General features: G+C 29.6%; 19 protein-coding genes. 3 read left to right on the top strand and 16 right to left on the bottom strand.

What is annotated here, in order from left to right:
• Positions 1–59 precede the first annotated feature (59 nt).
• Positions 60–647 (top strand): metalloprotease family protein, encoded by a 588-nt coding sequence (locus G594_RS0106640; RefSeq protein ID WP_027097869.1) that lies wholly within the window; start codon positions 60–62, stop codon positions 645–647.
• A 35-nt stretch (positions 648–682) separates the two neighbouring features.
• Here the strand turns inward: G594_RS0106640 and G594_RS0106635 are convergent, their stop codons facing one another.
• The 5 genes from G594_RS0106635 to mutS form a co-directional block, all read right to left on the bottom strand.
• Positions 683–1,966 carry a methionine gamma-lyase family protein gene (locus tag G594_RS0106635; RefSeq protein WP_027097868.1) on the bottom strand — a complete coding sequence of 428 codons (1,284 nt, stop codon included), beginning with the start codon at positions 1,964–1,966 and terminating at the stop codon, positions 683–685.
• 76 nt (positions 1,967–2,042) lie between these two features.
• Positions 2,043–2,288, bottom strand: a complete 246-nt coding sequence (hfq, locus tag G594_RS0106630; RefSeq protein ID WP_027097867.1) for an RNA chaperone Hfq — start codon at positions 2,286–2,288, stop codon at positions 2,043–2,045.
• A 43-nt stretch (positions 2,289–2,331) separates the two neighbouring features.
• The gene (gene miaA / locus G594_RS0106625; RefSeq protein WP_027097866.1) at positions 2,332–3,261 is read right to left on the bottom strand and encodes a tRNA (adenosine(37)-N6)-dimethylallyltransferase MiaA; all 930 of its coding nucleotides are present in this window, start codon (positions 3,259–3,261) and stop codon (positions 2,332–2,334) included.
• A gap of 15 nt (positions 3,262–3,276) precedes the next feature.
• The gene (gene mutL / locus G594_RS0106620) at positions 3,277–5,130 is read right to left on the bottom strand and encodes a DNA mismatch repair endonuclease MutL (RefSeq protein ID WP_027097865.1); all 1,854 of its coding nucleotides are present in this window, start codon (positions 5,128–5,130) and stop codon (positions 3,277–3,279) included.
• A 13-nt stretch (positions 5,131–5,143) separates the two neighbouring features.
• Positions 5,144–7,846, bottom strand: coding sequence for a DNA mismatch repair protein MutS (gene mutS / locus G594_RS0106615; protein WP_027097864.1), 2,703 nt, complete (start codon positions 7,844–7,846; stop codon positions 5,144–5,146).
• A gap of 314 nt (positions 7,847–8,160) precedes the next feature.
• Between mutS and G594_RS0106610 the strand changes: the two genes are divergently transcribed.
• Positions 8,161–8,505 carry a phenylpyruvate tautomerase MIF-related protein gene (locus tag G594_RS0106610; RefSeq protein WP_027097863.1) on the top strand — a complete coding sequence of 115 codons (345 nt, stop codon included), beginning with the start codon at positions 8,161–8,163 and terminating at the stop codon, positions 8,503–8,505.
• A gap of 80 nt (positions 8,506–8,585) precedes the next feature.
• Here G594_RS0106610 and G594_RS0106605 read toward each other — a convergent pair whose 3' ends face one another.
• The 3 genes from G594_RS0106605 to G594_RS0106595 form a co-directional block, all read right to left on the bottom strand.
• A complete protein-coding gene (locus tag G594_RS0106605; protein WP_027097862.1) occupies positions 8,586–9,455 on the bottom strand; it encodes an NAD(P)H-dependent oxidoreductase in 870 nt (289 codons plus the stop codon).
• Between the two features lie 20 nt (positions 9,456–9,475).
• On the bottom strand, positions 9,476–10,378 hold the full coding sequence (locus tag G594_RS0106600; RefSeq protein ID WP_027097861.1) for a LysR family transcriptional regulator: 903 nt from the start codon (positions 10,376–10,378) through the stop codon (positions 9,476–9,478).
• Between the two features lie 131 nt (positions 10,379–10,509).
• Positions 10,510–13,761: a DEAD/DEAH box helicase gene (locus G594_RS0106595; protein WP_027097860.1), complete on the bottom strand. Its 3,252-nt coding sequence runs from the start codon at positions 13,759–13,761 to the stop codon at positions 10,510–10,512.
• A 246-nt stretch (positions 13,762–14,007) separates the two neighbouring features.
• Between G594_RS0106595 and G594_RS0106590 the strand changes: the two genes are divergently transcribed.
• Positions 14,008–14,376 (top strand): SatD family protein, encoded by a 369-nt coding sequence (locus tag G594_RS0106590; protein ID WP_027097859.1) that lies wholly within the window; start codon positions 14,008–14,010, stop codon positions 14,374–14,376.
• 12 nt (positions 14,377–14,388) lie between these two features.
• Here G594_RS0106590 and G594_RS0106585 read toward each other — a convergent pair whose 3' ends face one another.
• From G594_RS0106585 to G594_RS19580, 8 genes are all read right to left on the bottom strand, one after another.
• On the bottom strand, positions 14,389–15,189 hold the full coding sequence (locus G594_RS0106585) for a DUF3307 domain-containing protein (protein WP_027097858.1): 801 nt from the start codon (positions 15,187–15,189) through the stop codon (positions 14,389–14,391).
• 2 nt (positions 15,190–15,191) lie between these two features.
• The gene (locus tag G594_RS0106580; RefSeq protein WP_027097857.1) at positions 15,192–15,905 is read right to left on the bottom strand and encodes a SatD family protein; all 714 of its coding nucleotides are present in this window, start codon (positions 15,903–15,905) and stop codon (positions 15,192–15,194) included.
• A 64-nt stretch (positions 15,906–15,969) separates the two neighbouring features.
• Entirely contained in the window at positions 15,970–17,040 is a 1,071-nt protein-coding gene (locus G594_RS0106575; protein WP_027097856.1) for a hypothetical protein, read from the bottom strand.
• Positions 17,041–17,156: 116 nt separating this feature from the next.
• The gene (miaB, locus tag G594_RS0106570) at positions 17,157–18,491 is read right to left on the bottom strand and encodes a tRNA (N6-isopentenyl adenosine(37)-C2)-methylthiotransferase MiaB (RefSeq protein WP_034865963.1); all 1,335 of its coding nucleotides are present in this window, start codon (positions 18,489–18,491) and stop codon (positions 17,157–17,159) included.
• Between the two features lie 172 nt (positions 18,492–18,663).
• Positions 18,664–23,727 carry a discoidin domain-containing protein gene (locus G594_RS18490; protein WP_051195923.1) on the bottom strand — a complete coding sequence of 1,688 codons (5,064 nt, stop codon included), beginning with the start codon at positions 23,725–23,727 and terminating at the stop codon, positions 18,664–18,666.
• A gap of 252 nt (positions 23,728–23,979) precedes the next feature.
• A complete protein-coding gene (locus G594_RS0106560; protein ID WP_027097854.1) occupies positions 23,980–24,372 on the bottom strand; it encodes a metal-dependent hydrolase in 393 nt (130 codons plus the stop codon).
• A 96-nt stretch (positions 24,373–24,468) separates the two neighbouring features.
• Entirely contained in the window at positions 24,469–24,654 is a 186-nt protein-coding gene (locus tag G594_RS0106555) for a hypothetical protein (RefSeq protein WP_027097853.1), read from the bottom strand.
• A gap of 20 nt (positions 24,655–24,674) precedes the next feature.
• Positions 24,675–25,418, bottom strand: a complete 744-nt coding sequence (locus G594_RS19580) for an SHOCT domain-containing protein (RefSeq protein ID WP_027097852.1) — start codon at positions 25,416–25,418, stop codon at positions 24,675–24,677.
• Between the last annotated feature and the right edge of the window lie 149 nt (positions 25,419–25,567).

Here is a 25,567-nt window from a genome sequence, read left to right as displayed (position 1 = left end):
AATATGGATATGTAAAGAACTATATATTTTATATATAGTTCTTTTTTATTGGAGGAAAAATGATTTTTTTAAAGGATAGTTATCCTATTTTTAATTCAAAACATGAATATATAGATATTCATCCTACTTCAGATGACATTTATTTAAGAAATATTTTTAAGTTATTCTTAATTCTGTTCTATTCATTGTGTTTTGGACTTGGAATTATGATGTATACTTATCATAGTAAATTTGTACATTCTGCATTTTGTTTTTTAGTTTTTTTAGTTATATCTTTTATTATAGTAATACCACTTCATATTCTTTTACACATTTTAACTTTACCAGGAAACTTTAGTGATGATGAGCTTTGTGTAGGTTTTAATAAGAAATACTTAGACTTCTTTGTTATATATAATAAACCTATTAGTAAGAAAAATTTAATTATATCTTCTATATTTCCTTTATTGTTTATATCCATTATTACATTTCTTCTACTAGTTTTTGAGTTTACAAATATGTTTATATATGCTCTGTTTTGTTCTAATATCTTAATGTCAACACAAGATATTTATGATACATACATTCTATTAAAAGATAAAAGTGAAGAAGAACATACAAAGTATATAAAAGTAGAAAACTCTATATATAAAATGAATATGAAATAAAAGAGAAATTGCATTGCAATTTCTCTCTATAATCATTAATTATTTAGTACATTATTTAAAGCTATTAAAACACCTATTTTTCCATGATCAAAAGTTAATCCACCTTGAAGGTATGCTATATATGGCTCTCTAATAGGTGCGTCAGCAGATAATTCTATAGAAGACCCTTGAACAAATGCACCAGCTGCCATTATAACTTCATCTTTATACCCAGGCATTGCCCATGGTTCGCATTCAACAAAAGAGTCAATTGGCGAACCATATTGAATTCCCTTACAGAATCTTATAAGTTTATTTGCCTCTCCAAACTTTATAGCTTGAATTATATCACTTCTCTTTTCGTCAAATCTTGGCTTAACTTCAAATCCTGCAAGTTCCATAATTCTAGCACAGAAAACTGCACCTTTAACAGCTTCCATTGCTATATGAGGTGCTAAGAATAGACCTTGGAATAAAGTTCTCATAAGACCAAATGTAGCTCCACACTCTCCTCCTATTCCAGGGACAGTTAATCTATAAGCTGCTTGTTCAACTAACTCTTTCTTACCGACAATGTAACCACCAGCTGGTGCTATACCACCACCAATGTTCTTAATTAAAGATCCTGCAATAATATCAGCTCCAACTTCTGTTGGCTCAATTACATCTATAAATTCACCATAACAGTTATCTACAAATACGTTAATATCATTTCTTATGCCTTTTATGTATGAAATTACTTCTCCTATTTCTTTTACGCTGAAGGAATTTCTCCAGCCATAACCTGTGCTTCTTTGGATATGTACTATTCTAACAGAAGAATCTTCTAAAGCTTTCTTTATTCCTTCTAAATCAAACTTACCTTCATCAGTTAAATCAACTTGATCGTAATTTATTCCATATTCCTTTAATGAACCTATATTTTCATCACCTGAAATACCTATAATGTTATGTAATGTATCATATGGCTTTCCAGAAATGCATAAAAGCGTATTTCCAGGTCTTAGGTTTCCAAACAGTGCTGAACCTATAGCGTGAGTACCATTAACAAAATGAGGCCTTACAATAGCGCTTTCAGCCTTAAATATTCTTGCATATACTTTATCTAAAGAATCTCTTCCTATATCATCATATCCGTATCCTGATGAATTAGTGAAATGAGAATCGCTAATTCTTTCATCTTGGAAAGCTTTTAATACTTTCATTTGATTAAATTCTCTTATTTCATCATAGATTTTAAATTGTTCTTCACAATCCTTTAGTGCTCTTTCATAAAGTTCAAATGTATTTTCTTTAAAACCATAGGTTTCTTTTAATAAATCTTTAGTATTATCTAGCATCTTTCTCCTCCATATTTTTATATTCTCTATTGATTATAGCAAATTAAAAGAGTGAAAGCCACGCTTTCACTCTTTTTTAAAAATCATTTTCGTTTTCTACACCTGTAAATAGAATAGGTTTTGCTGGAGTTACTGTTGTAATTGCATGTTTATATATAAGCATTTGCTTACCTTCTTGGTCTAATACTACAGTGAAGGGGTCAAAACCTTTAACAATACCTTTTAATTGAAATCCATTAGTTAAGTATATTACAACTGATATCTTATTTTTTCTTGCATTATTTAAGAAAATATCTTGTAGGTTATTTTGTTGCTTATTCATAAAAGCACCTCCATTATCTCTCATATTACATAATATTATAAACCTATTTATTTCCAATGTCACCTATAACTTTCTCTAATATTTCTACATAGGAAAGCTTATCCTTGTCTAAAAAAGTAACCCTTGGATCTCTTCTAAACCATGTCAATTGCCTTTTAGCATAATTCCTTGAACCTTGCTTTATCATGTTAATTGCTTCTTGTAGCTTTACATTACCTTCTAAGTAATAGAGTATTTCTTTATATCCTATTCCCTGCATTGATTGCATAGAAGAAGTATAACCCATTTCCTTTAGTTTTATGCATTCCTCAAGAAGACCTTTCTCCATCATAATATCAACACGTAGGTTTATACGCTCATATAGCTTCTCCCTATCCATTGTAAGCACATAGTAATGTACATCATACTCACTTCTATAAAAATCTTCTCCAGCGTTATATGAACTAAATGGTTTACCTGTAAGCTTATATACCTCTAGAGCTCTTATAACCCTCTTTCTATTGTTTGCATGTATTTCTTTATAGCTTATAGGGTCAATATCTTTTAACATTTCATGTATATAGTTATTTCCATGCTCCTCTGCTAACCTTTTTAACTCTCTTCTATAATCTTCATCCTTCTCTGCTTCAGTAAAAGTCATATTACAAGTTAGAGAGTTTATATATAACCCTGTACCGCCAACGATAATAGGAAGCTTTCCTCTTGATATTATTTCCTTTATTGCTTTTTCTCCTTGTTCTTTATAATCTGCAACAGAAAAGTTTATTGATGGATCTACCACATCTATTAAGTGATGAACTACCCCATTCATTTCTTCCTTAGAAATCTTAGCTGAACCTATATCCATATATTTATATATTTGCATTGAATCAGCAGAGATTATTTCTCCATTTAATCTCTTTGCTAATTCTATTGATAATTCTGTCTTACCTACTGCAGTAGGCCCTCCAATAACAAGTATCTTTTTCTTCATTTATTTCACCGTTTCTTATACTATTCTTCTAAACTTTTTCTCTAAATCATAATTTGTAAACTTAATTATAGTTGGTCTACCATGTGGACAGTGGAAAGGATCATCTATATATCTAAGCTCATCTATAAGTTTTACCATCTCTATATCAGATAAATTATCATTTCCTTTAACTGCAGACTTGCAAGCCATAGTAGCTATTCTATTATATTTTACCTCCGTAGTTTTACCTGTTCCTAACTCCTTAATATTATCTAGTATTCCTAAGAAAAGCTCCTTTGGATCTAACTTTCCTAAAAAGTATGGAACCTCTTTAAGAGAAAGGGTATTACCACCAAAGTCTTCTAGTGTAAATCCTGCCCTAGAAAATACTTCTTTATTCTCTTCATAGTAAGCATAATCATCAATAGATAGATGAATTAAGGTAGGTAACAATAAAGGTTGAACTACTAAGGTGTCCTCTTCTATACTCTTAAGATATCTTTCAAAAAGAATCTTTTCATGAGCAGCATGTTGGTCTATCATGTATAGAACCTCATCATATTCACCTAAAATATAAGTCTTATTAAACTGACCTATAAGCTTAAGTGGTGGAAACTTAGGTGTTCCTTTATCTCTTATTACTTCTTTATATGGTTCTTCTTTCCTTTGAACTTCTACATTAAGTTCTACCTTATCTTCCTTCACAAGCTCATTTAAAGGCTCATATTTAACTTCTGGCTTTAAATCTATAGGAAGCTTAACCTCTGTTACCTCTTGAGGATCATACTTCTTAAAAGTAACCTCTTCATCTATCCTTGGAGGTATATTTAATTTTATCTCTTCTATCTCCTCTGGTTTATATACATCCTTTTCTTCTTCTGGCATTGAGAAGGTCTTAAAGACATCTTCTTTTAATGCAGAATGTACAGCATCAAAAACCTTTTTAAATAAAAGCCTATCATCCTTAAACTTTATCTCAGCCTTAGTAGGATGAATGTTAACATCTACAAAGTCTGGGTATACTTCTATAAATAAAATAAAGAATGGGAACTTATTAACTGTACTAAAGGACTTAAAAGCATTTTCTACAGCAGCCACCAATGTCTTATGCTTTATGTATCTACCATTTACAAATATACTTTGGTTATTTCTAGAGCCTCTAGATATCTCTTCTTTACCTATATAGCCATATAGAGTAATCTCATCTTCTACATGTTCAAAATAAAGAGTGTTTTCGCTTATAGTCTTTCCGTATATAGTTCTTACTACATCACTTAGCTTCCCATTACCATAGGTATGTAAAACCTTCTTGCCATTGTTATATAGCTTAAAACTAATTTTAGGGTTAGATAGGGCAATTCTATTTATTATATCTGTGATTATAGAAGCCTCTCTTGAGATACTCTTTAAAAACTTCTTTCTAGCAGGTACATTATAGAATATTTCTCTTACCTCTATAGTAGTTCCCTTATTAACTCCACACTCTTCAAAGGATATAAACTCTCCACCTTCTATTATAAGCTCTTTACCAAAGTCATTATCTTCTGTTCTTGTTTTAATATTTACCTTTGATACTGATGAAATTGAAGGAAGAGCTTCTCCCCTAAAACCTAAGGTACTTATGGAGAATATATCTTCTGATGTTTTTATCTTGCTTGTGGCATGAGGAAGAAAGGCTTTCTTAACATCCTCTGCATGAATACCGTCTCCATCATCTATTATCTTAATTAGAGTTGTTCCACCCTCTTCAATTTCTATTGTTATATTATTTGAATTTGCATCTATACTATTCTCAACTAATTCCTTAACAACGGAGGAAGGTCTTTCAACAACTTCCCCAGCTGCAATCTTATTTGATGTATTTTGGTCTAAAAGATTTATTCTCTTCAAATACAACCATCTCCTAATTTAAACTCTTTGCATCCTTAATCAATTTATATAATGTATTCATAGCATCCATAGGAGTCATATTTAAAACATCTAAATTAACAATCTCATTAATTAAGGCATCCTTTTCTACTTGTGTAAAGTCCATTTGCATTGGAGCAGAAGTTTCTCTCTTCTTTTTTTCTTTAAGTTTTTCTTCTAATCCCTTGTTTGTAGACTTTAATTCATTTATTTTGCATTCTAATTCTTCTACCTTAGAGTTATCTATAGTAACAGCAGTTTCTCTTACGTACTCTTTATGAGATACTTCTACACTACCTTCTCCTTCTAACCCTTCTAGAATCTCTTTAGCTCTTCCTATAACCTCCTTAGGAAGTCCAGCAAGCTTAGCAACCTCTATACCATAAGATTGGTCTGCACCGCCCTCTACAATCTTTCTAAGGAATATTACGTTATCTTCTAATTCTTTAACTGCTACAGAGTAGTTTTTAACTCCTTTAATCATTCCTTCAAGCTTAGTTAGTTCATGATAGTGAGTAGCAAATAATGTTTTACATCTTAAATCATTATTCTTAGCAATATGTTCTATTACTGCCCAAGCTATACTTAAACCATCATAGGTAGATGTTCCTCTTCCTACTTCATCTAATAGCACTAAGCTCTTTGATGTAGCATTCTTTAAGATATTTGATACTTCCCACATCTCTACCATAAATGTAGACTTACCACCTGCTAAGTCATCAGAGGCACCTATTCTTGTAAATATCTTATCACATACAGATATGTTAGCTTCCTTAGCTGGTACAAATGATCCCATCTGTGCCATTAAAGTAATTAAGGCTACCTGTCTCATATATGTAGACTTACCAGCCATGTTAGGTCCTGTTATAAGTAATAATTGATTATCTTCTCTGTTTAATGTAGTATCATTAGCTACAAACTCACCTTTATTAATTACCTTTTCAACTACCGGGTGTCTTCCCTCTACTATATGAATATCTCCAGTTTCATTTATAGTAGGCTTTATATAATCATTCTCTAAAGCAATTAATGCTAGAGTAGATAGTGAATCTAAGTTACCAATGATTCTAGCTGTCTTTTTAAGTCTTGCTATTTGACTTTCTACCTTATTTCTTATTTCTACAAATAGTTCATATTCTAAGTTTACAAGCTTTTCTTCTGCACCTAAGATTTTATCTTCCATCTCCTTAAGCTCAGATGTAATATATCTCTCTGCATTTGCTAAGGTTTGCTTTCTTATGTATCTTCCTTCTGGTATAGAAGAATAGTTAGCTTTAGATATTTCAATATAGTAACCAAATACTTTGTTATATCCAACCTTTAATGATTTAATTCCAGTAAATTCTCTTTCACTATTTTCTAAGGAGGCTATCCACTCCTTACCATGAAGCTTTGCTCCCCTTAGTTCATCTACCATTTCATTGTATCCATCTCTTATAATGTTACCTTCCTTTAAAGCTATTGATGGATCATCTAAAATTCCCTCATGTAGAATATCTCTTATATCATCTAATTCATCTAAATTGTTATAGTATTCTTTAAGTAGTAATGAGTTTGAGTTCTTAAGTTGTTCCTTAATGCCTGGTATTTTATCTAAAGAAGTTCTTAGTGATACCATATCACGCCCATTTACATTGCATGAAGATATCTTACCTAAGATTCTTTCTATATCATATATCTCCTTAAGAGAAGCTCTTAAATCCTCATTAAAGGCTATATTACTAAATAGCTCCTCTACCCCATCTAATCTCTTTTCTATTTCTTCCTTAACCATAAGAGGCTCATCTATCCATCTTCTTAAGGATCTTCCTCCCATAGACGTTGCTGTTTTATCTAATACCCACAAAAGAGAACCCTTCTTAGATTTCTCTCTTATGCTCTCTGTAAGTTCTAGGTTTCTTCTAGAGTTACCATCTATAGTCATAAAGTTTATAATGTCATACTTTTCTAGGAAGTTTATATTTGTTAAGCTCATCTTTTGAGTTTCATATATATACTTTAATAATACCTTAGATGCATTTTTTGATGCTTCTTCAAGACCAGATACCTCTGCTTCAGAGAATTGATTTATAAGTTCCTCATCATTTACCTTAAAGCTATCTAGGGGCTTTCTTGTAATTAACGCATTTGTATAGGTGTATATCTCATGGGCTAATTCTTCAGGCATATTAATATCTACAATCACCTCTTTAGGATTAATCTTTGTAAGCTCATCTAAAAGAGTTGTTCTTAAATTAGTAAATGAAGTAGTTTTAAATTCACCTGTACTAATATCAGTAGAAGCTAAACCTATATTATTGCCATCTTCATATATGGCTACTAGGTATGTATTTAAATTCTCTAATGTAGCGTTAGTATCTACATATGTACCAGGAGTAATAATTTTAATTACATCTCTTTTAACTAATCCCTTAGCTAAAGCTGGATCTTCTACCTGCTCACATATAGCAACTTTATATCCTTTTGAAATTAATCTTGGAATATATGTAGCTGCTGCATGGAATGGTATACCACACATAGGGGCTCTCTCCTCTAGTCCACAATCCTTTCCTGTTAAAACTAACTCTAAAGCTCTTGATGCTTCCTTTGCGTCATCAAAGAACATTTCATAGAAGTCACCAACTCTATAAAAAAGTATACAATCTTGATATTTATCTTTAATTTCTACATATTGTCTCATCATAGGAGTCAACGCCATTATTCCATCCTCCAAATTTCTAAATAATTATCTATTTTATCAGATATATTTTATCATAATGGCTTATAAATTGCTAAAGAGATTTTATTTGTGAATTTTAAAGAAAAATATTATTCATGATTGTAATTTTTTATTGGAAAAGTGAATATATTATAGCATAGTAACTTATTGAAAAATAAAAGTTGTCAGATGCTTTACATTAGAAATTCTGAATGTTAAAATATAATTACCATAATTTTACTAATGAATTTTTGCACATTTTTATGAAGTACAATATATTATTAAAATATCAATAAAAAGAGAGGGAGATGTACATGCCATTTATTGATTCGAAGGTTACAGTATCTCTTTCTGAAAATCAGAAGGAGTCTTTAAAAGATGAACTAGGAAAAATTATAGATGAGATTCCTGGAAAATCACAAAAATTCTTAATGTTAGGATTTCAAGATAATTTTCCACTTTATTTTAAAGGTGAAAAATTAGATTATGGCGCTTTTATAGAGGTTAAGATGTTTGGACGTGCCACTGAAGATTCTTTGAATAGAGCTACTAAAGAAATTTGTGATTTATATAAAGAAGCTCTTAATATTCCTCCAAAATCTATTTATGTTAAATTTGAAGAGGTAGATAATTGGGGATGGAATGGAGCTAACTTTTAATTATCTAAAAATATCCTAGTGTAAAATTAAAAAACTTTGCTAAGAATTTGTATCTTAGCAAAGTTTTTTAATTATAATTACTATTTAAAGTAAACCTTATTTAATTCTTTTTTTAATGTTTCTCTTAGTTCATTTATTTCTACTTCATAGTTATCAGAGGTATTTTTAGGGGTTCTATCATTAACAAATCTACCGTAATTTTCTACTCCCCAGAAATCTGCTGTATCGTCATCTAATACCTTGAAGGCATTCATATAGATATCCCAAGATTCATTATCCATACCTTCTACGCCATCGCCTATATAGCCTCTTCCACCACCTAGGAATCCAGCATTCATAATAGTGTATATAGATTTTCCTTTAAGCATTCCTTCTAATCCTTTGTCTGTATCTTGATATGCAAACTTCTTAGCAAATACAGTTTCCATATATCCCTTAGTTATAGCATTAGGTGTATCGTGCCAATTTGGATAACAGAATATTATGTAATCTGCCTTTGTAACATATTCTTGCTCTTTCTTAATTTCTGGAGTTGGTTCTCCTTTACCATCCTTAGCATAATAGAAGTTTTCTAAAGATAGAACTGGATTAAATTTCATATCATATAAGTCTCTTACCTCAACCTCTACATTCTTTTCCTCAAAATGTTTCATAGCTGTTACTGCAAGGTCATAGTTAACGCTATCTTTTCTTGGATCACCAATTACAAATAAAGCTTTCTTTTTCTTTGAATCAGTGAAACCTTTTGGTTTGTAGTCTTGTACTAAATTTTCTGGAACTATAGATGCTGATGTTGATGCATCTGCTGAGGCTGATGTTGTTCCATCTGCCGTAACATCATTTCCCTGAGTTTGAGGATTTTTATTATCATTAGCTGCATCACTTCCGCAACCAATTAATCCTATTGTGATTACCCCTGTAATTATAGCTGTTAATATCTTTCTTTTCATTTGTATTTCCCCCTATTACTTTACGATAAAGCTTTTATTTCTTCTATTAATAATTTCAATTCATCTTTTAAGAGCTCATTTCTTCTTTTTACTACTGAACATTTCATAACAATTTTTTTATTTTTGAAAGGTATTCTTTTTAAATAGCCATTAAAGTTATATTCTGTTTTCCAATCTACACATACTGAGAAAGATGGTAAGTTTATCAGTATGTCTTCATAGGATTTAGAATCATTTACTCTAATTATCTTTTTATTTGTATCTAATCCAAGTTCCTTAACTTCATAATTTAAATTAAATAGTCCTCTAAATAGTTGCTGTTTTTTTACACAAAACAATCCATTTAAATCATCGACAGATATATAATCTCTATGGTTTAGCAGGGAACTTTCATTTACATGAAGCTTTAATTCACCTTCAATAAGCTCTACATATTCTAAATTCTCATTTTCAAGATACTTTAGAATATTTTTTTCTTGATAGTGGCTATATTGTATAAAGGCTATATCTACGTCTCTATTAATGAGTTTGTCTATTGCATCATCAAAATTATCATCATATAAAATGAATTCATAGTTTTTATTCTTAAATATAGCGCATAGGTCTGTGAATTTCCTTCTAACTATACATGATCCAAATGAAGCTATTTTAATTTTATTGTCGTTATAATCATATAAGAGTTTCTTTTCTGTTAGCTCAAATTGATTTACTAAGGTCTTGGCATAATGATATATTTCTCTACCTTCTGTAGTTAGTTTGACTCCTTTATTTGTTCTTTCAAATATAATGCGTCCTAACTCATTTTCTAAAGAATTAATTTGTGCACTTAAATTAGGTTGAGAAATATATAAGTTGGAAGCAGCTCTTGATATACTACCTGTTTCCACAACTTCAACAATATAACGTAATTGATTATACTCCATGGATATCCTCTTCTTTTGTTAAATTTTTGTTTATATCTTGCAAAATATCTACTCATATACAATTTAAGATATTTGTAAACGAAAAACAAGTAGCTGGCTATCTGTATTTTTTATAGCCAGCTACAAAATATTTATCTCTTGAAAAGTGCTAGGATATCTTCATCATCTAAGTTGCTAATATTTTCACCAAGTTCTATATCTTTACCTACCACTTTGTCTATTAAATTTTTCTTTTCTTCTTGAAGCGATATAATCTTCTCTTCAATAGTACCTTCAGAAATCATCTTAATTACTTCAACAACATGCTTTTGACCTATTCTATGGGCTCTATCTGTTGCTTGATCCTCTACAGCAGGATTCCACCATGGATCAAAATGAATAACTATATCTGCACTAGTTAAATTTAATCCTGTTCCTCCAGCTTTAAGAGAAATTAAGAATACTGAAGTATCATCTTTATTAAAATCTTCAACAATCTTATTCCTTGTTTTTATTGGAGTTGACCCATCTAAATAGTAATGTGATACTTCATTCTCCTTAAATACTTTAGAAATATTACTAAGTACTGATGTAAATTGAGAGAATACAAGAATCTTATGTCCTTCATCTATACTTTGTACAACAGTTTCTAAAAGTGCATCTATCTTACCACTTCCTCCTTTATAATCATCCATAACAATAGAAGGGTCTAAGCAAATCTGTCTAAGCTTTGTAATATAAGATAATATTTCAATTTTGCTTTTAGAGAGTTCATCATCTTGAACCTTCTTTTCGATTATATCTTGAATATATTTAACATATGTTGAATACACTTTTAATTGCTCATCATCAAGGGGAACTATTAATCTATTTTCAATCTTATCTGGCAGCTCCTTTATAACATCTTTCTTATATCTTCTAAGTATAAATGGCTTAATTAGTCTATTTAAGTCTTGTATTAAACATTCATCCTCTTCAAGTCTTCTATGGTATCTTGTTGCAAATTTCTTTTCATCATAAAGATATCCTGGCATTATAAAATCAAAAATACTCCATAGCTCCATAAGAGAATTTTCAATTGGCGTACCAGTTAATGCAAATCTATTCTTTGATTTAATACTTTTTACTGACTTAGCATTTTGAGAAGACGGATTCTTTATATTTTGTGCCTCATCTAAAATACAATAATCAAATTCTATTTCCTTATACAGATCTATATCTCTCTTTATTAGGTTATAGGTTGTAATTAAAACATCATACTTATCTCTATTCTTTAATATACTTTCTCTCTCTTCCCTATTGCTATGTAATATACCAACTCTTATGTTAGAGGCAAATTTCTTAAACTCTTTATACCAGTTATAAACTAAGGAAGTTGGAGCTACTATTAAACTTAAAGCTTTTTCATTTGAAGCAAGGAAAGTTATAGTTTGAAGAGTTTTTCCAAGTCCCATTTCATCCCCTAGTATCCCTCCAAAACCTAAATAATCTAGAGTCTTAAGCCATGAAAATCCAATTTTTTGATATTCCCTTAAATTTGCATTTATATTATCTGGAATAGGAAACTCTTTTCCCTTTAGTTTTCCTAGGGTAGTTTTAAGGGATTTTAGCCCCCTTCTTCCTTTTACATATGTTATTCCATTATCCTGTAGATAATCCTCAACATACATACCTTTATTCTTATTAAATTCTATAGTGTTTTCACTAATTTCTTTATCTTCATTTAAGGAATCTAGTAGTTTAAGAAGCTTATTTAGTTCTATTTCTTCTAAATCTAAAAAATCACCAGTTGAAAGTTTGTAGAATTTTTTGCTATCTCTAAATGCCCTTAGAATATTTGTTGTTTCATCTTCCTTAATATCCCCAAGTTTAAACTTAAATTCAAAATAATCATACTTACCTTTTCTAACTTCACCCTTAAATGCATTAGAAGAAAGATTTTTTATACCAGTAAATCTATCTGAGTAAAATATTTCGCCATACTCATGAAGCTCTAATATGTCCTCTTTAAAAAATTTAAATATGTACTCATCATCCTTAAAAAATCTAAAGGTATCATTAACTTCTTCAAAACCTAATTCTCTAAGTTTTATTATTACCTTTTCTTCTTTATTAGTATCTCTATATATAACCTTATTCTTTAGATTATGAAAATAGTTAAATTCATACTTATAATAACAAACCTTTAATGTAAGGAATATATCATCACTTTTATCAAAATAGAACTTAAAAGACACAGGTGCTATAACTACCTTATTGCTTAAAGATTTAGATAGTTCTATATCATCACTAATTTTTTGCATAGAAGGTATTAAATCTCTAAGAACTCTTTCTTCTTCGTCTCTTGTAAAGAATATAGAGTTTCCGTGGTTGAAGGCTTCTAAATATGGAGTTATCCCTTCAATCTGATCATATGATGGTAAATATATTGTAGTATTGAACATAAATACATCATTAGTATCATTTAAGGCTTCTGGAATACCACGAGGAGCTTCTAGCTTAATTAAGTTACCTAAATCCCTTAAATTCATAGGAAGAGGGATATTCTCCTCTAAAATTTCTGTTTCAATTAATCTTGAATAAAAGCCACTTCCTAAATAAACTCTAAAGTCCTTTATTATAGTCATAAACTCTCTTAAAAGAGCTTTAGGTATAACAATCTGCTTTCCTGAAACAAGCTTTTCATTAACCTTCCTAAAGGAATTAGAGGATAAATCAATTTCTTTTAATAATTCAATAAACTTTATTAGTCTTTTAATTGATGAGGTTAAGCGCTGTTCCTTTATGTTAAATATAAAGTCCTTTCCATAAGGAATAGATATTCTATTATAAAGCCCAACTAAGAAAGCATCGATATCCTTTAGTGTATATAGCTTGTTAGACTTCATTCCTTCAAGACCTATTTTGAATTCTGCTCCTAGTTTTCCTGTCCACTGTATTTTATTAAGTATGACCTCTATCTTTATCTTATCCTTCTTTTTTTCTTCACCAAGCAGTAAATCTAGTATAGAGCTTTCTGTTTTCTTTATAAGTTCCTCTTTAGCTTCAGTTAAACCTAGTTCATCCTTTATACTTGGATTTTCCTCTAAAGAATTAATAAACTTATAAAAGGTAGCCACAAGATGCTTACAGCAATATCCACTCTTACTACTCTTCTTTTCAAAGGTATTACAACTACAATGAGAAAATATTACTTCCTTATTCCTTTTATCTATATCTAATTTACAAGAATACTGGCTATATAAATCTTCAGAAATAACTGAACTAGTAAGAACTATTTTTTCACTATCTCCCTCAAAATTTAAATCTGAAATCAAATCATTTTTGAATACTCTTCCCCCATCTTTTTCATTTTTACCCCAGGTACTTTTATTAAATCCTTCTATTAAGGCTTGCTTTAACATTAAATCACCACATTTTCTTTAGATTAATCTATTTATATAATAACAGAACTGAAGTTCTTCTGTCTAACTACTATAATTAGATATATTTTAATAACAATAGCAAAACACCACTAAATCCATAAATTATTATTAAGTAATAGGTTAATAAAATTATATAAATCTTTCATTAGTTAATAAAATAAACTTAACTCATGCAAGGTTTATAAAAATAGCTTAACCCTATAGAGCACTTAAACTGGAGGAAATATGTACAAGGTTCTGATATTTGATATAAAAGATTCTAGAAAAATTTCAAATAGAGAAGACCTTCAAAAGACTCTAATAACTTTAATAAAAGAGTGTAATAGAATTTTTAAAGAATATATATTAAGCCCATTTTGTATAACTTGCGGAGATGAATGGGAAGGTTTATTGACTATAAATAGTCCTCATTTAGAAATACAACGATTCTTCAAGAATGGATTACCCTCAAACATTAATTTCTACTTTGGAATAGGAATTGGTGAAATATCTATTAAGGATTTCTCTCTTCCAACCAATTGCCTTGATGGAGAAGCCTTTATTAAAGCAAGAGAAGAATTAAATAAAGCTAAGAGTAATAATATATTCTCTTAGCTCTAATTTTTTTTATATTAATTTATAGATAAGAAGACCAGCTATATAAGCAGTTACCAAGCTTACTAAAGTACCTATAATAAAACATTCTACAAAGTAATCTTCAGAAAACTTCTTAAACCTTGCAATTGATTTTAAAGTTAATATTACTGCTATTAAAGCATATTGAGTACAAACTACTGATATTATGATAAAAATTCTTTCTAAAACACCTATTATAAAACCACCATTTTTGGCACCTTCATCCTCTTCATAATTACTTCTAGTAATGGTATTTAACAAAAACTTTAAAAAATATCCAACCTCATAGGTACAAAACAATAAAATAAAACATATAGCTAAAAAGTTATTATAAGGTACTAATTTACCTTTAAGAAAATTAATATATTCTAAAAATTCATAAAAGCTTATATTGTTAAATACTATGAAAATAATATATAAAGCTATAAAATGAAAAATCTGATCTAAAATGAACAGACATAAATTACTAAGCTTATAGGGTAACTTGTCCACATTGCATTTATAGAAACACTTTCCATAGTCTATAACAAAATGAATACACCAAATAAAAATTGCGCTTAGTAAATAGTTACTCAAATCAAGTAAAGAAGTATAATTTACTATGAATACTAAAATTAAAAATATTATGGTATGAATAAATGCATGTATAAGATTATATCTAGCTGATAAGATATAACCCTTTGTATTTTTCAAACATATAGCTTCCCTTCCTTTTACAATTTTGTCTGGTTGAAAAACAAAATCTCCAAGAACATGTGATATTAAAGCTATTAAAAACAATGTAAAATTCATAGTTATCTTTCCTTATACTGAGCAAATAGAGATTCTATAATCCTTATATTATTCTCTATCACAAAAAATTCTGCTGAATTTAACTTTTGAGATATATCTGACTTTGAATTAGATATGCCTTCTTCAACCATTTTATTATAGGAACCAGCTTTCCTATACCCTTTAATAACTATCCATTGTTTAGGAGTTATTTTATTAAGTAATATCTCTGTACTTTCAATTAAAGAGTTAATTACACTTACTAAATCTAATTTACTATTTAAATTATCATTTTCTAAGGAAACTGCTACTTCCTCATTTCTACTTACAAAATACTCATTTAATAACACTCTATTAGCTTTAGAGTTAATTAAACCTCCACCTTTTTTAGATAGATTTAAAGCATTTCTAGCATTTATAAAAGCCTCTCCATCCATATTAGAGCTTCTATTATAAACCTCAGTGCTTATAGATCCAATTCCTATTCCAGAGTAAGTTTTTATTCCATAATTACTTAAAAACTCATTAATTTCAGTGATTATAGTATAGCTTTTAGAAATATCCTTAAGAACTATTTGCCACTCATCTCCTAAAGTAATTGTAATAGGAGTTAAAAGCTTATCTTCATACTTGTTGCTAAGAGACTTTAAGTAATTTTTAATTATATTTTGAACTTCTATTCTATTTTTGATTTTACGCGAATGAACAATATCCATGTTTATAACGCTGTATATCATTTTATTATCTCCACTTCGTTTTTTATTAAATTATACCATATCGTTACATAATTTAACCAAAAAATTAACTCTCCAATGGTAATATTTGACCATCTACATAATATCTATACATCTGTAGTGTAATCTTATTTACAAGAACTATAGAATCTGCTTGATATCCTCCGTCTGGACTATTATGAATAATATAGAATCTATAATAATCTTTATCTATATTCTTCGGAAGGTTTAGATTATCTTCAGTATACTTATAATCTACTTCATCTTGAGTTTTTCCAGTATAGTCATAAATCCTATGCCTTATATCCTCTATAGAAAGCCCGCTGTAGTCATAGTGAGGAATATTCCTTTCATCGCCTTTAACCTCTAATAGCTTAAATATACCATTGTCATACTTCATTATTTCAACTACATCAATTATCTTATCATTAATTGAAACATCCCTTAAAGAGAACCTGTTTAAAAGCTCGTATATATTATCTCCGTCTACATCCTTTAAAATCCCACCGCTAGATTCTTGGGTATAATTGTCCTGCTTATTTGTAGGTATTCCAGACTCATCATAGAAACCATTATCTAAATAAAACTTCTTCTTATCTTCAGGAATATTATATTTATAATACTTGTAACTCTTTATATCCATAACATAATATGAATTGCCCATTAAAAATCCTTTATCGTACTTAGGTACATCCTCTTCAGCTACTACATATTCCCCGTCTTTATATAAATAAAGAAGAGAGTAATGACTTGATGCTCCTGCCTTAACATCTATTAATATATCCATAACTTTATCTCCAGTAGTATCTTTAGCATCAACTATTTCTATGCTCATTGGATCTACTTCCTTAACATAAAGTGTTTTCTGGTTACTTCCATCAACTATTTGAATATAAGCTTTCTTTTCATCTTTGCTATCTTTCTCAAGTAATTTTATGATATCTCCAACTCCATCACCATCAAGATCTGTAGTAATGCTGTTCACCTCACTATATCCATTAATATTAATTTCCTCATCTAATTTAAATGTAACATTCTTTTTATTTATCTCAGGTTCAATCTTCCTTTTATTATCTCCACAACCTACAAATGATAATATAATTAAACAAAAAATTGCATAAGTTATACATTTTTTCATACTCATCCTCCAAATAATTTTATTCTTACAATAATCTTATTTGCACAATGGATGAATAATGAATAAAAAAAGTAAGAAGAGATTTTTGGTCTCCTCTTACTTTCTAATTAAATTAATTATTCAACTATTTCACCAAGTAATGAGAATGGTTGAGCTCTATTTATGTGAACATTAACTAACTTACCAATCATAGAAGAATCTCCTGGGAAGTTTACAAGTCTACCATTTCTTGTTCTACCCATTAACTTAGTTTCATCATTCTTAGATGGCCCTTCAACTAGAACTTCAACAGTTCTACCTTCATAAACCTTATTTCCATTAATAACACCTTTATTAATAACATCAACTAATCTGTTGAATCTTTCGTGCTTAACATCATCTGGAACTTGATTTTCCATTCTGTCAGCTGGTGTATGGTTTCTTCTTGAGTAAATGAAAGTAAACGCTGAATCATATCCAACTTCTTTGCAAAGATTTAAAGTGTCTAAGAAGTTTTCTTCTGTTTCTCCAGGGAACCCAACAATAATATCTGTTGTTATTGAGCATTCTGGAATTTCTTCTTTAATCTTCTTAATTAAGCTCATGTACTTTTCTCTATCATAGTGTCTGTTCATCTTCTTTAAGATTTCATCAGAACCACTTTGAACTGGAAGATGAATTTGTTCACATAACTTGTCACATTCTTTAATAGCCATAATAACATCTTCTGTTAAGTCCTTAGGGTGAGATGTCATAAACCTAACTCTTTCAAGACCTTCAATTTCGTTAATTCTTCTAAGAAGTTTAGCAAAATCTATTTCTTCTTCTAGCCCTTTACCGTATGAGTTAACATTTTGCCCTAGAAGAGTTATTTCTTTATAGCCTTGAGCTACAAGTTCCTTAATTTCTTTTTCAATTTCTTCCGGTCTTCTACTTCTTTCTCTTCCTCTAACATAAGGAACTACACAGTAAGTACAGAAGTTATTGCATCCATACATAATAGTAACAAATGCTTTTATTGAACTTTCTCTATCTACAGGAATACCTTCAATAATTTCAGTTTCTTTGTCAAATATTTCTTTAACTTGAACCCCTTCAGTCTTTACTCTATTTAAGTATTCAGGGAACTTATAAGAGTTATGTGTACCGAAGATAATATCAACATATGGGAACTCTTTTAAAATTTTGTCGGCCATTCCCTTTTGTTGCATCATGCAACCACAGATACCTATAACTAAATCAGGATTATTTTTCTTTAGTTTCTTAAGTAGTCCTAAGTTTCCATAAACCTTATTTTCAGCGTTTTCTCTTACGCAACATGTATTAAATAAAATAATTGAAGCTTCTTCTTTAGCTTCAGTTTTTGTATATCCAATTCTCTTAAGCATTCCTGAAAGCTTTTCAGAGTCTTCTTCATTCATTTGACAGCCCCATGTTTCAATATAATACTTTAGATTTTTTACTTCTGACATAGTATTCTCCTTTACATGCAAATTTCTAATGTATTATAACAAATTTATTGCATAAAATAAAGGGTTGTTATTTTTTAATAATAGGAGATCGTGATTTTAATTGTATTATTATTAATGGTTATGAAAAAAAAATCACTGTATATCAGAGTATAGATATACAGTGATTTAAATTTTAACTTATTTTATTTTCTTTTTTTAATACTACAAAACAAGCTCCTGCAACAGATATAACTAAAAGTGCAAACCATAAACCTATATTTGCATTATCTCCAGTAGCTACACTTTGTCCTTCTATTTGTTTTAAATTGTTAAATGCATTTTCCAATTCTGCTATTGCCTTTTCAACTTCTTCTGTTGTGGCATCTTTATTTTCAATAACAGTTTTTGCAGAATCTAAAGCATTTTTTAGGTTATTCCAGCTTCCATCTGTATAATTTCCCTTTTCTAATTTAATAAGTTTATTATATAACTTTATTAGTCTAGTTTTATCCACTTTTACTTCAAGCTTAGATAATGCATCTGCAAGATTATTATATGCTGCTTCAATTTCTTCTTTTGAAGCATTAGTATTATCTAATACCAATTGAGCATTTTTAACAGCATTCTCAAATACTTTAAGGGAAGCTTGTGTATATTTAGAGGTATCCAAGCCTTCTATTTTATTTAAGAAAGCTTGTAAATCATCTTTTGAGATTTCTTCTTCTGGTGTTGTTTTAACAAGCTTATCGTAAGCATCAGTTAACTCATTGAATGCATTATTAATTGCTTCTTGCGTAGCTAAATCATCATTTAACACGCTTTTTGCCTTTTCTAATGCTTTGATAAATAAACTCCAGCTCTCCTCAGTATAATCATCCTTTTCTAGGGACTTAACCTTATTATATAGATCCTCTAATTGAGATTTATCCACTTCAACTGTGTTGTCTTCTAATATTAAACTAACCATTGCAACTGATAATTCTGTTTTCATAATTTCAACATCATTTGCATTTGGTTCTTCTGAATCTACTAAAGCTTTTGCCTCTACAATCTTATCTTGAAGAGTTTTCCAAGAATCTACTGTAAATCCTTGATCTTCAATAGCTGAAGCTTGAGCAATAAGTTTATTTAAACCTTCAAGATCTGCTTTTACATCCACTGCATACAATTTAATTTCAGAAGCTGTTCCATTATTATTTACTGCTTCTAGTGCAACTAATCTTACATGTTTAGTTGTAACTGCATCAAACTCAATAATTTTTGCTTCAGAATTTCTTGCCAGGGTTCCTTCCTTAACCTTTGTATAGTTAACACCATCATCACTTACTTGAATCTCGTATTTAGTAATAGTTCCATTAAGTCCACTTTGTCGAGGAACATATGTCAATCCATTTACCTTAGTTGGCTCGTCCATTTCAAGGTCAATCCAATGAGGCATTGTAGTTACATTCCAATCTGTATGCCACATAGTTCCAGTGTTATCATCTAATACATTTTTAGGATCAGATCCATCTTTTTGATAACTAGAAGCTGTAGCTTTAATTATTGAATTATCAATATAATTAACATTTTTTATAGGTTTTGCTACCAATCCATTTAATGCAGATGCTAATAATTTTTCGTATCCATCTACTGTAGACTGTAATGAAGCTGGTAAGTCTCCTCTAATGCTATTCTTTACAAATAACAATACATTTACACTTTCTTCTGTATATGGAGATAAGTCTTCTGGAATTAAAGATAAATATGCATTTACTCTAGAATAATCAGCTTTTTCAAAATCTAAATCCTTTAATATTGCATTAATTTCATTAGCTTTTTCGCTAATTTCTTGTGATGTTGGATTATATTTAGTAAATATCTTCTTAGAATCCTTTATTAATGCACTTAGTTTATGGTTTTTATTTTCTTTTAAATATTCACTAGCATTCCATACTGCATAATCTAATTCCATAGTGGAAGCATATTCTGCATTTTTAGCTAATCTTATATCATCTACATATCCTATAAATGATTTAGTTTTGCTTCCAATATATTGCATAGGGAACATATTAGTTGCAAGTAATGGTCTTCCTTCTACTTTTTCTCCATCACCTAAGGTATCCACTAAGTTTCCATTTACATATAAAGAAATTTGATTTAACTCATTCTTAAATTCTAATTCTACCCATTCATTTACAGGTAGTTCATAATTAAATGAATAATCATAATTTTCTCTTGAGAAACCAACTTTTCCAGTATCCTTTTGAACTGCTTTTATAGAACCGTATTCTGATTCAAATAAAATTTGTTCTTCTTTACTATTTGAAGTACGCTTAACCTTTACACGTAAATCATTATTCAATCCTACTGTATTTAACTTAGATTGAACGTAGCTTTCATTACCCTTTAACTCTAAAACGTTTTTACCATCTTCTTCTTTAATTTCCGCATTACTTCCTGAAGCTAAATTATATCCATTAGATGATGAATCTTTTAAATCGTCCATATTATATTGTGCAATATTTTCAGATTTTGTTTCTACATCATAATCAAAGTTTACTCTAGGGTCTTCTCCAATTTCATTAATTTTTTCTTTTGCTTCATCTAATGATAAGTCATTTTTACCCCATAGTTTTGCAGCAAATAATGGCATTGCTACACCAATACGATCATAAACATCATATTCACTTACACCATTATCAAGATAGTCAGTCATATCATTCCATACAGCAAATGCACCACCAATCATTTGATCATCACCAGCAGGAATAGTAACACCACCAATAGAATTAATTGGTAGGTTATACATAGTATTATCATTTAAATAATCATAATAATACCCTGCGTTAGGAACAATATAGTAGTTACCATCATTACAGTTAATTAAATCAAAGCCTTGTTCGTACATTTCATCCATGTTAGCATAACCAAAGTTCCATAAATTCATTTGTACCTTTTCACTTCTTACAGGAGTTGTACCTCTACATTGAGATAAGCTTCCCCATATACGTGCAGTTCTTCCTGTATCTTGAACATACTCTAAAATATCATCTGCAAATTTTCTGTAGGATTCTTTATCTGCATTATATTCATCTGCTCCTACATGAATGATCGTCTGGTCATCAAATACTGGGTCTTCACCCATCATGTATTCATCAAAAATACTCTTAACAAACTCTAAGCATTCATCATATTTTGTTTTTAAAGCAAGGTGATCATTATCACGTCCCCATGTTCCGTGACGTAGATCAGGACGTACTTTAGTTAGTGCAAGAGAGTGAGCAGGAGTATCTATTTCAGGAACAATATTAACCCCATATATTCTTGAAGTTTTAATGAATTCATTAAATTCATTTTTAGTATAAAACATATCTGTGCTTGTTAAATCAGCTTTGTTTAATCCGTTATTACCGCCCTCTTTTATGTCAGACTCTAAACGGAATGCAGAATAAGCTTCCATTGGATCTTTACCAGCAGAAGAATAGTTTTCTAACGGAATTAGGTTATCATTTAAATGAACTTGGAAATCATTTAATTTATACCATGACATTTCCTTTACTATTTGTTCTAAATAATCCATAGTAAATGTCTTACGACCTACATCAAGAATAAATCCTCTTACTTCGTATAGTGGATAATCTCTTGTAACTCCTTTTGGAATTGTAATATTATTATTTTGTTTTAAAATCTGTAATATTGTTCTTGTTGCCCAAAAAGAACCCGTTTCTGTTTCAGCTTCTACTGTAATATAATCAGAAATATCCATTAAATATCCTTCATCTTGTAAACCTTTAGATTGATCCTTTGTTAAAGTAAAAGAAATATCTCCAGCCTTAGGTGTTACTCCTGAAACTACCTTTAATGTTTTACCGCTCATTGCCTTATAATCTTCAGCAAAAGTTTCAGCCATTTCTTTAAGTTCTGAAGGAACAATAATTCTAGACGAATTTGAAATTGTAAAGTTTCCTTTGCTTCCTTTCCATTCACGAAGTTCAGGAATTACAACTGGAGAAACATTCTCCCCTTCTTCATTTGTATATTTACCAGGAACTTTTATAGCGCATTCTTTGAACTTGTACTCTTTAGTCTCTTCATTAGTAACTTTAAATGAGACGTTTACAGTAACATCAGTTATAGGTTCATAAATTGTTAAATCTTCACCAATTACTTGTTCATAATCAGTACCATTATATTCAACAATAAAACCATCTTCATTTGGTAAATTAGAAATATCTAGCTTTTTATCACCTTTCTTAGGAGATTCAATATTAATAGAATTTACAATATCAGAGATGCTTTTTTTAGTATCTCCCCCATAAACCTCCATTTCATAAAGTGAAACAGAATTCCATGTAACAATTCCATCAGGATCATCTGCAGTATATTCATTGATATATAATCTTACATATCTTGCATTATATACTTTATCTAGAATGATTTTTTGATCCTTTCTAGATGGATTTTCAGTGAAACTTTGTACTGTTTTCCAGTCATTATCATTCATAGGGTTACTTAATGTGTCAGCTATTTGTATTTCATACTTTGTAGCATTTCTTCTTTCCCAAAATAAATTAATTGTTTTTATATCTTGTTTTTTACCTAAATCTACATAAATCCAAGCTGGCTTTCCAGTTGCAGACCAACGAGATCCTTTTGATGTAGTATCACCATCAACAGCTTTATCTCCACTTAAAGAACTTGTTTCAGAATCACTAACAAAAACTTCTTTTCCTAAAGCAATATTTTCTGATGGATCTTGCTCATCAGGCATAGATGAATCTTTTAACATTACTTTAAAATCACTGCAAGAAACGTTAGGATAGCCCTTTTGTTCAGTTACTTCTAACTTTACATATCTTCCTTTTACAGATTCTTCCAATAAATTTTCAGATATTTTTGTAGTATTACCTGCTTGTACAGCTACTGGGTCCCCCCAATTGTTAATATCATTAGATACATAAATATTATAGCTTGAGGCATAATTTTCATTGCTTTCCCAGATCATTCGAAAATAATTTAACTCTTCTTCCTGACCTAAATCAACATATGCCCACTGAACTGGTTTACTTTCTGATGACCATCTAGACCCCTCATCTTCATCTGTTAAATTGCTAGCAGGCATGGTACTGTACTCAGCACTTGCAATTACATTCTTGTTTAATGCCAAATTTACGTTAGGTGAAGTTTTAGCTGAAACTGTCATTGCATTAAATGGAATTAAATTCACTATCATAGCGGCACTAAGTAAACTATTAATGATACGCTTAAATTTCATACTTACCTTCCTTTCTTTTTAGTCTTATCCAGTTTTTTATTAATACAATACCTTCTCAATCCCCCTATTTACATCCCTCCTGTCATCCATGTAAATAATCATAGATAAACTTATTTACATATTTATACAGTTCCAGTTTATAACCTGTTGCCTTATTCGTATTTGCACTAATTAGTTAAACTTGTTAACTTTTGGTTTTTTTGAAATTTAGAAACAAAAATAAGAACTCTAAATTTTAGAGTTCTTATTACTTTAATACCCCACTATTAATAGTATAAATATAACTGCCAGTGCACATATACCTATAAATACATCATCTTTTTTATTACTTTCTATTATTCTTACACCATATATTTTTTTACTTGGATAAAAAAATTGAACACCTTCTGTAGTGAAACAATCAAGAAATATATGTAACATATAATTTATACACCAAACTATAGCTATGTTTAAATTTATAATAGCAACCAGTAAAGTACTTAAAACTAAAAATATAAGTGAATGTGTTAATGATTTTCTTTTAATTAATATTTGAGATAAGTCAGGCACAATTGAAGCAAGCAATCCCCAAAAAGCTATTGGTTCCTCTAGTATTAAGGGTAAAGTAACAGCCAATGCCACCGCAATCTGTGTTTTTTTAGACATATTATTACCACTTCCTAAACTTAGTTATAAGAATAGTATTACCTAAAATTTCATATTTATAGGTATATATTTTATCCAAAAATAAAAGACCCAAGGTTAATCTTGAGTCTTTTTCTTATTTAGCAATCTTAGTTCATAAATTATATCGCTTTGTCCCATTAATAAGAATCCTAATCCTAAACAAATAGGCGTAAAAATTAAGGCATAAGAACCTATAAAAAATATCCCCAATATACTCCATATAACTAACAAAAAAACTATAATTTTTAAAGAAATATCCATATTTACCCCCTCAATCCCTGTTAAAACCCTAATAGTCTACTTTGAATCTTATCAAATTCATCTTGTGTTATTACTCCTGAATCAAGCAATCCCTGTATCTTTAAAATTTCATCTACTGTAGACAGTTCATTATTAAGATCCATATCATCTGAAGAATATAAAGAATTGTTTTCTGAATTTATTGTACTCTCAAGAAATTGCATAAGCTCTTTTACAGTACCATAAATAGAGTTATATAAATTTGAATGTATATTTAGTTCACTAGCTACAATTTTTATCTCTTTATTTCCCTTGTTTTTATTAGAGGAATATAGTCTTAGCTTTAAGCTATTTACAAAAGCATTAGTAGTTTGTCCATTTATATTTTCAATTGGAGGTTGCCCTAAACCACCTTTATTAATAACAAAACCATCTTCAACTAATTCAAATCTTGTTATATCACCATATCTATATACCACTGCATCTTTAATATGTTTACCAAAACTATCTAGTACTTGGAACATCTGATTTTCTTCATCTATCTCTATGTATGTTCCAATCTTCTTAGTTCCTTTAAATTTATTTAATTCCTCTTGATTCAAAACGTATTTTGAGATTGCATCTTCTATCTCTCTTACTCTTCTTTGTGAAATATTTACACTATTACTTAAATAGTCATAACTTTTATCATAACATTCTTTACAAATGAATCCATTAAATATGGCAATTTTAGCCCCTACCTTATTGCATACCATGCAAGATTCTTTTTTACCAAAAATACCCATACAATCACCCTTTCTTTACAAAATAATTATACTATCATACACTTTTTTTAACAATAACAATAACCCCAAATATGTAAATTGCATATTATATATTACAAGATTCGCCAATTACTTAGTAAACCTCTTATTCTTTACTTGTAGAACAAATA

This window comes from Clostridium paraputrificum AGR2156 (assembly GCF_000424025.1).
Taxonomy (GTDB): Bacteria; Bacillota; Clostridia; order Clostridiales; family Clostridiaceae; genus Clostridium; species Clostridium paraputrificum.
Note: the sequence above shows the minus strand (reverse complement) of the source record. Positions and strands in the feature narration are given on the sequence as shown.

Coding starts and splice junctions, on each gene's coding strand:
- G594_RS0106640 (WP_027097869.1), top strand. CDS start 60: ATGATTTTTTTAAAGGATAGTTATCCTATTTTTAATTCAAAACATGAA.
- G594_RS0106635 (WP_027097868.1), bottom strand. CDS start 1,966: ATGCTAGATAATACTAAAGATTTATTAAAAGAAACCTATGGTTTTAAA.
- hfq (WP_027097867.1), bottom strand. CDS start 2,288: ATGAATAAGCAACAAAATAACCTACAAGATATTTTCTTAAATAATGCA.
- miaA (WP_027097866.1), bottom strand. CDS start 3,261: ATGAAGAAAAAGATACTTGTTATTGGAGGGCCTACTGCAGTAGGTAAG.
- mutS (WP_027097864.1), bottom strand. CDS start 7,846: ATGGCGTTGACTCCTATGATGAGACAATATGTAGAAATTAAAGATAAA.
- G594_RS0106610 (WP_027097863.1), top strand. CDS start 8,161: ATGCCATTTATTGATTCGAAGGTTACAGTATCTCTTTCTGAAAATCAG.
- G594_RS0106605 (WP_027097862.1), bottom strand. CDS start 9,455: ATGAAAAGAAAGATATTAACAGCTATAATTACAGGGGTAATCACAATA.
- G594_RS0106600 (WP_027097861.1), bottom strand. CDS start 10,378: ATGGAGTATAATCAATTACGTTATATTGTTGAAGTTGTGGAAACAGGT.
- G594_RS0106595 (WP_027097860.1), bottom strand. CDS start 13,761: ATGTTAAAGCAAGCCTTAATAGAAGGATTTAATAAAAGTACCTGGGGT.
- G594_RS0106590 (WP_027097859.1), top strand. CDS start 14,008: ATGTACAAGGTTCTGATATTTGATATAAAAGATTCTAGAAAAATTTCA.
- G594_RS0106585 (WP_027097858.1), bottom strand. CDS start 15,189: ATGAATTTTACATTGTTTTTAATAGCTTTAATATCACATGTTCTTGGA.
- G594_RS0106580 (WP_027097857.1), bottom strand. CDS start 15,905: ATGATATACAGCGTTATAAACATGGATATTGTTCATTCGCGTAAAATC.
- G594_RS0106575 (WP_027097856.1), bottom strand. CDS start 17,040: ATGAAAAAATGTATAACTTATGCAATTTTTTGTTTAATTATATTATCA.
- miaB (WP_034865963.1), bottom strand. CDS start 18,491: ATGTCAGAAGTAAAAAATCTAAAGTATTATATTGAAACATGGGGCTGT.
- G594_RS18490 (WP_051195923.1), bottom strand. CDS start 23,727: ATGAAATTTAAGCGTATCATTAATAGTTTACTTAGTGCCGCTATGATA.
- G594_RS0106560 (WP_027097854.1), bottom strand. CDS start 24,372: ATGTCTAAAAAAACACAGATTGCGGTGGCATTGGCTGTTACTTTACCC.
- G594_RS0106555 (WP_027097853.1), bottom strand. CDS start 24,654: ATGGATATTTCTTTAAAAATTATAGTTTTTTTGTTAGTTATATGGAGT.
- G594_RS19580 (WP_027097852.1), bottom strand. CDS start 25,418: ATGGGTATTTTTGGTAAAAAAGAATCTTGCATGGTATGCAATAAGGTA.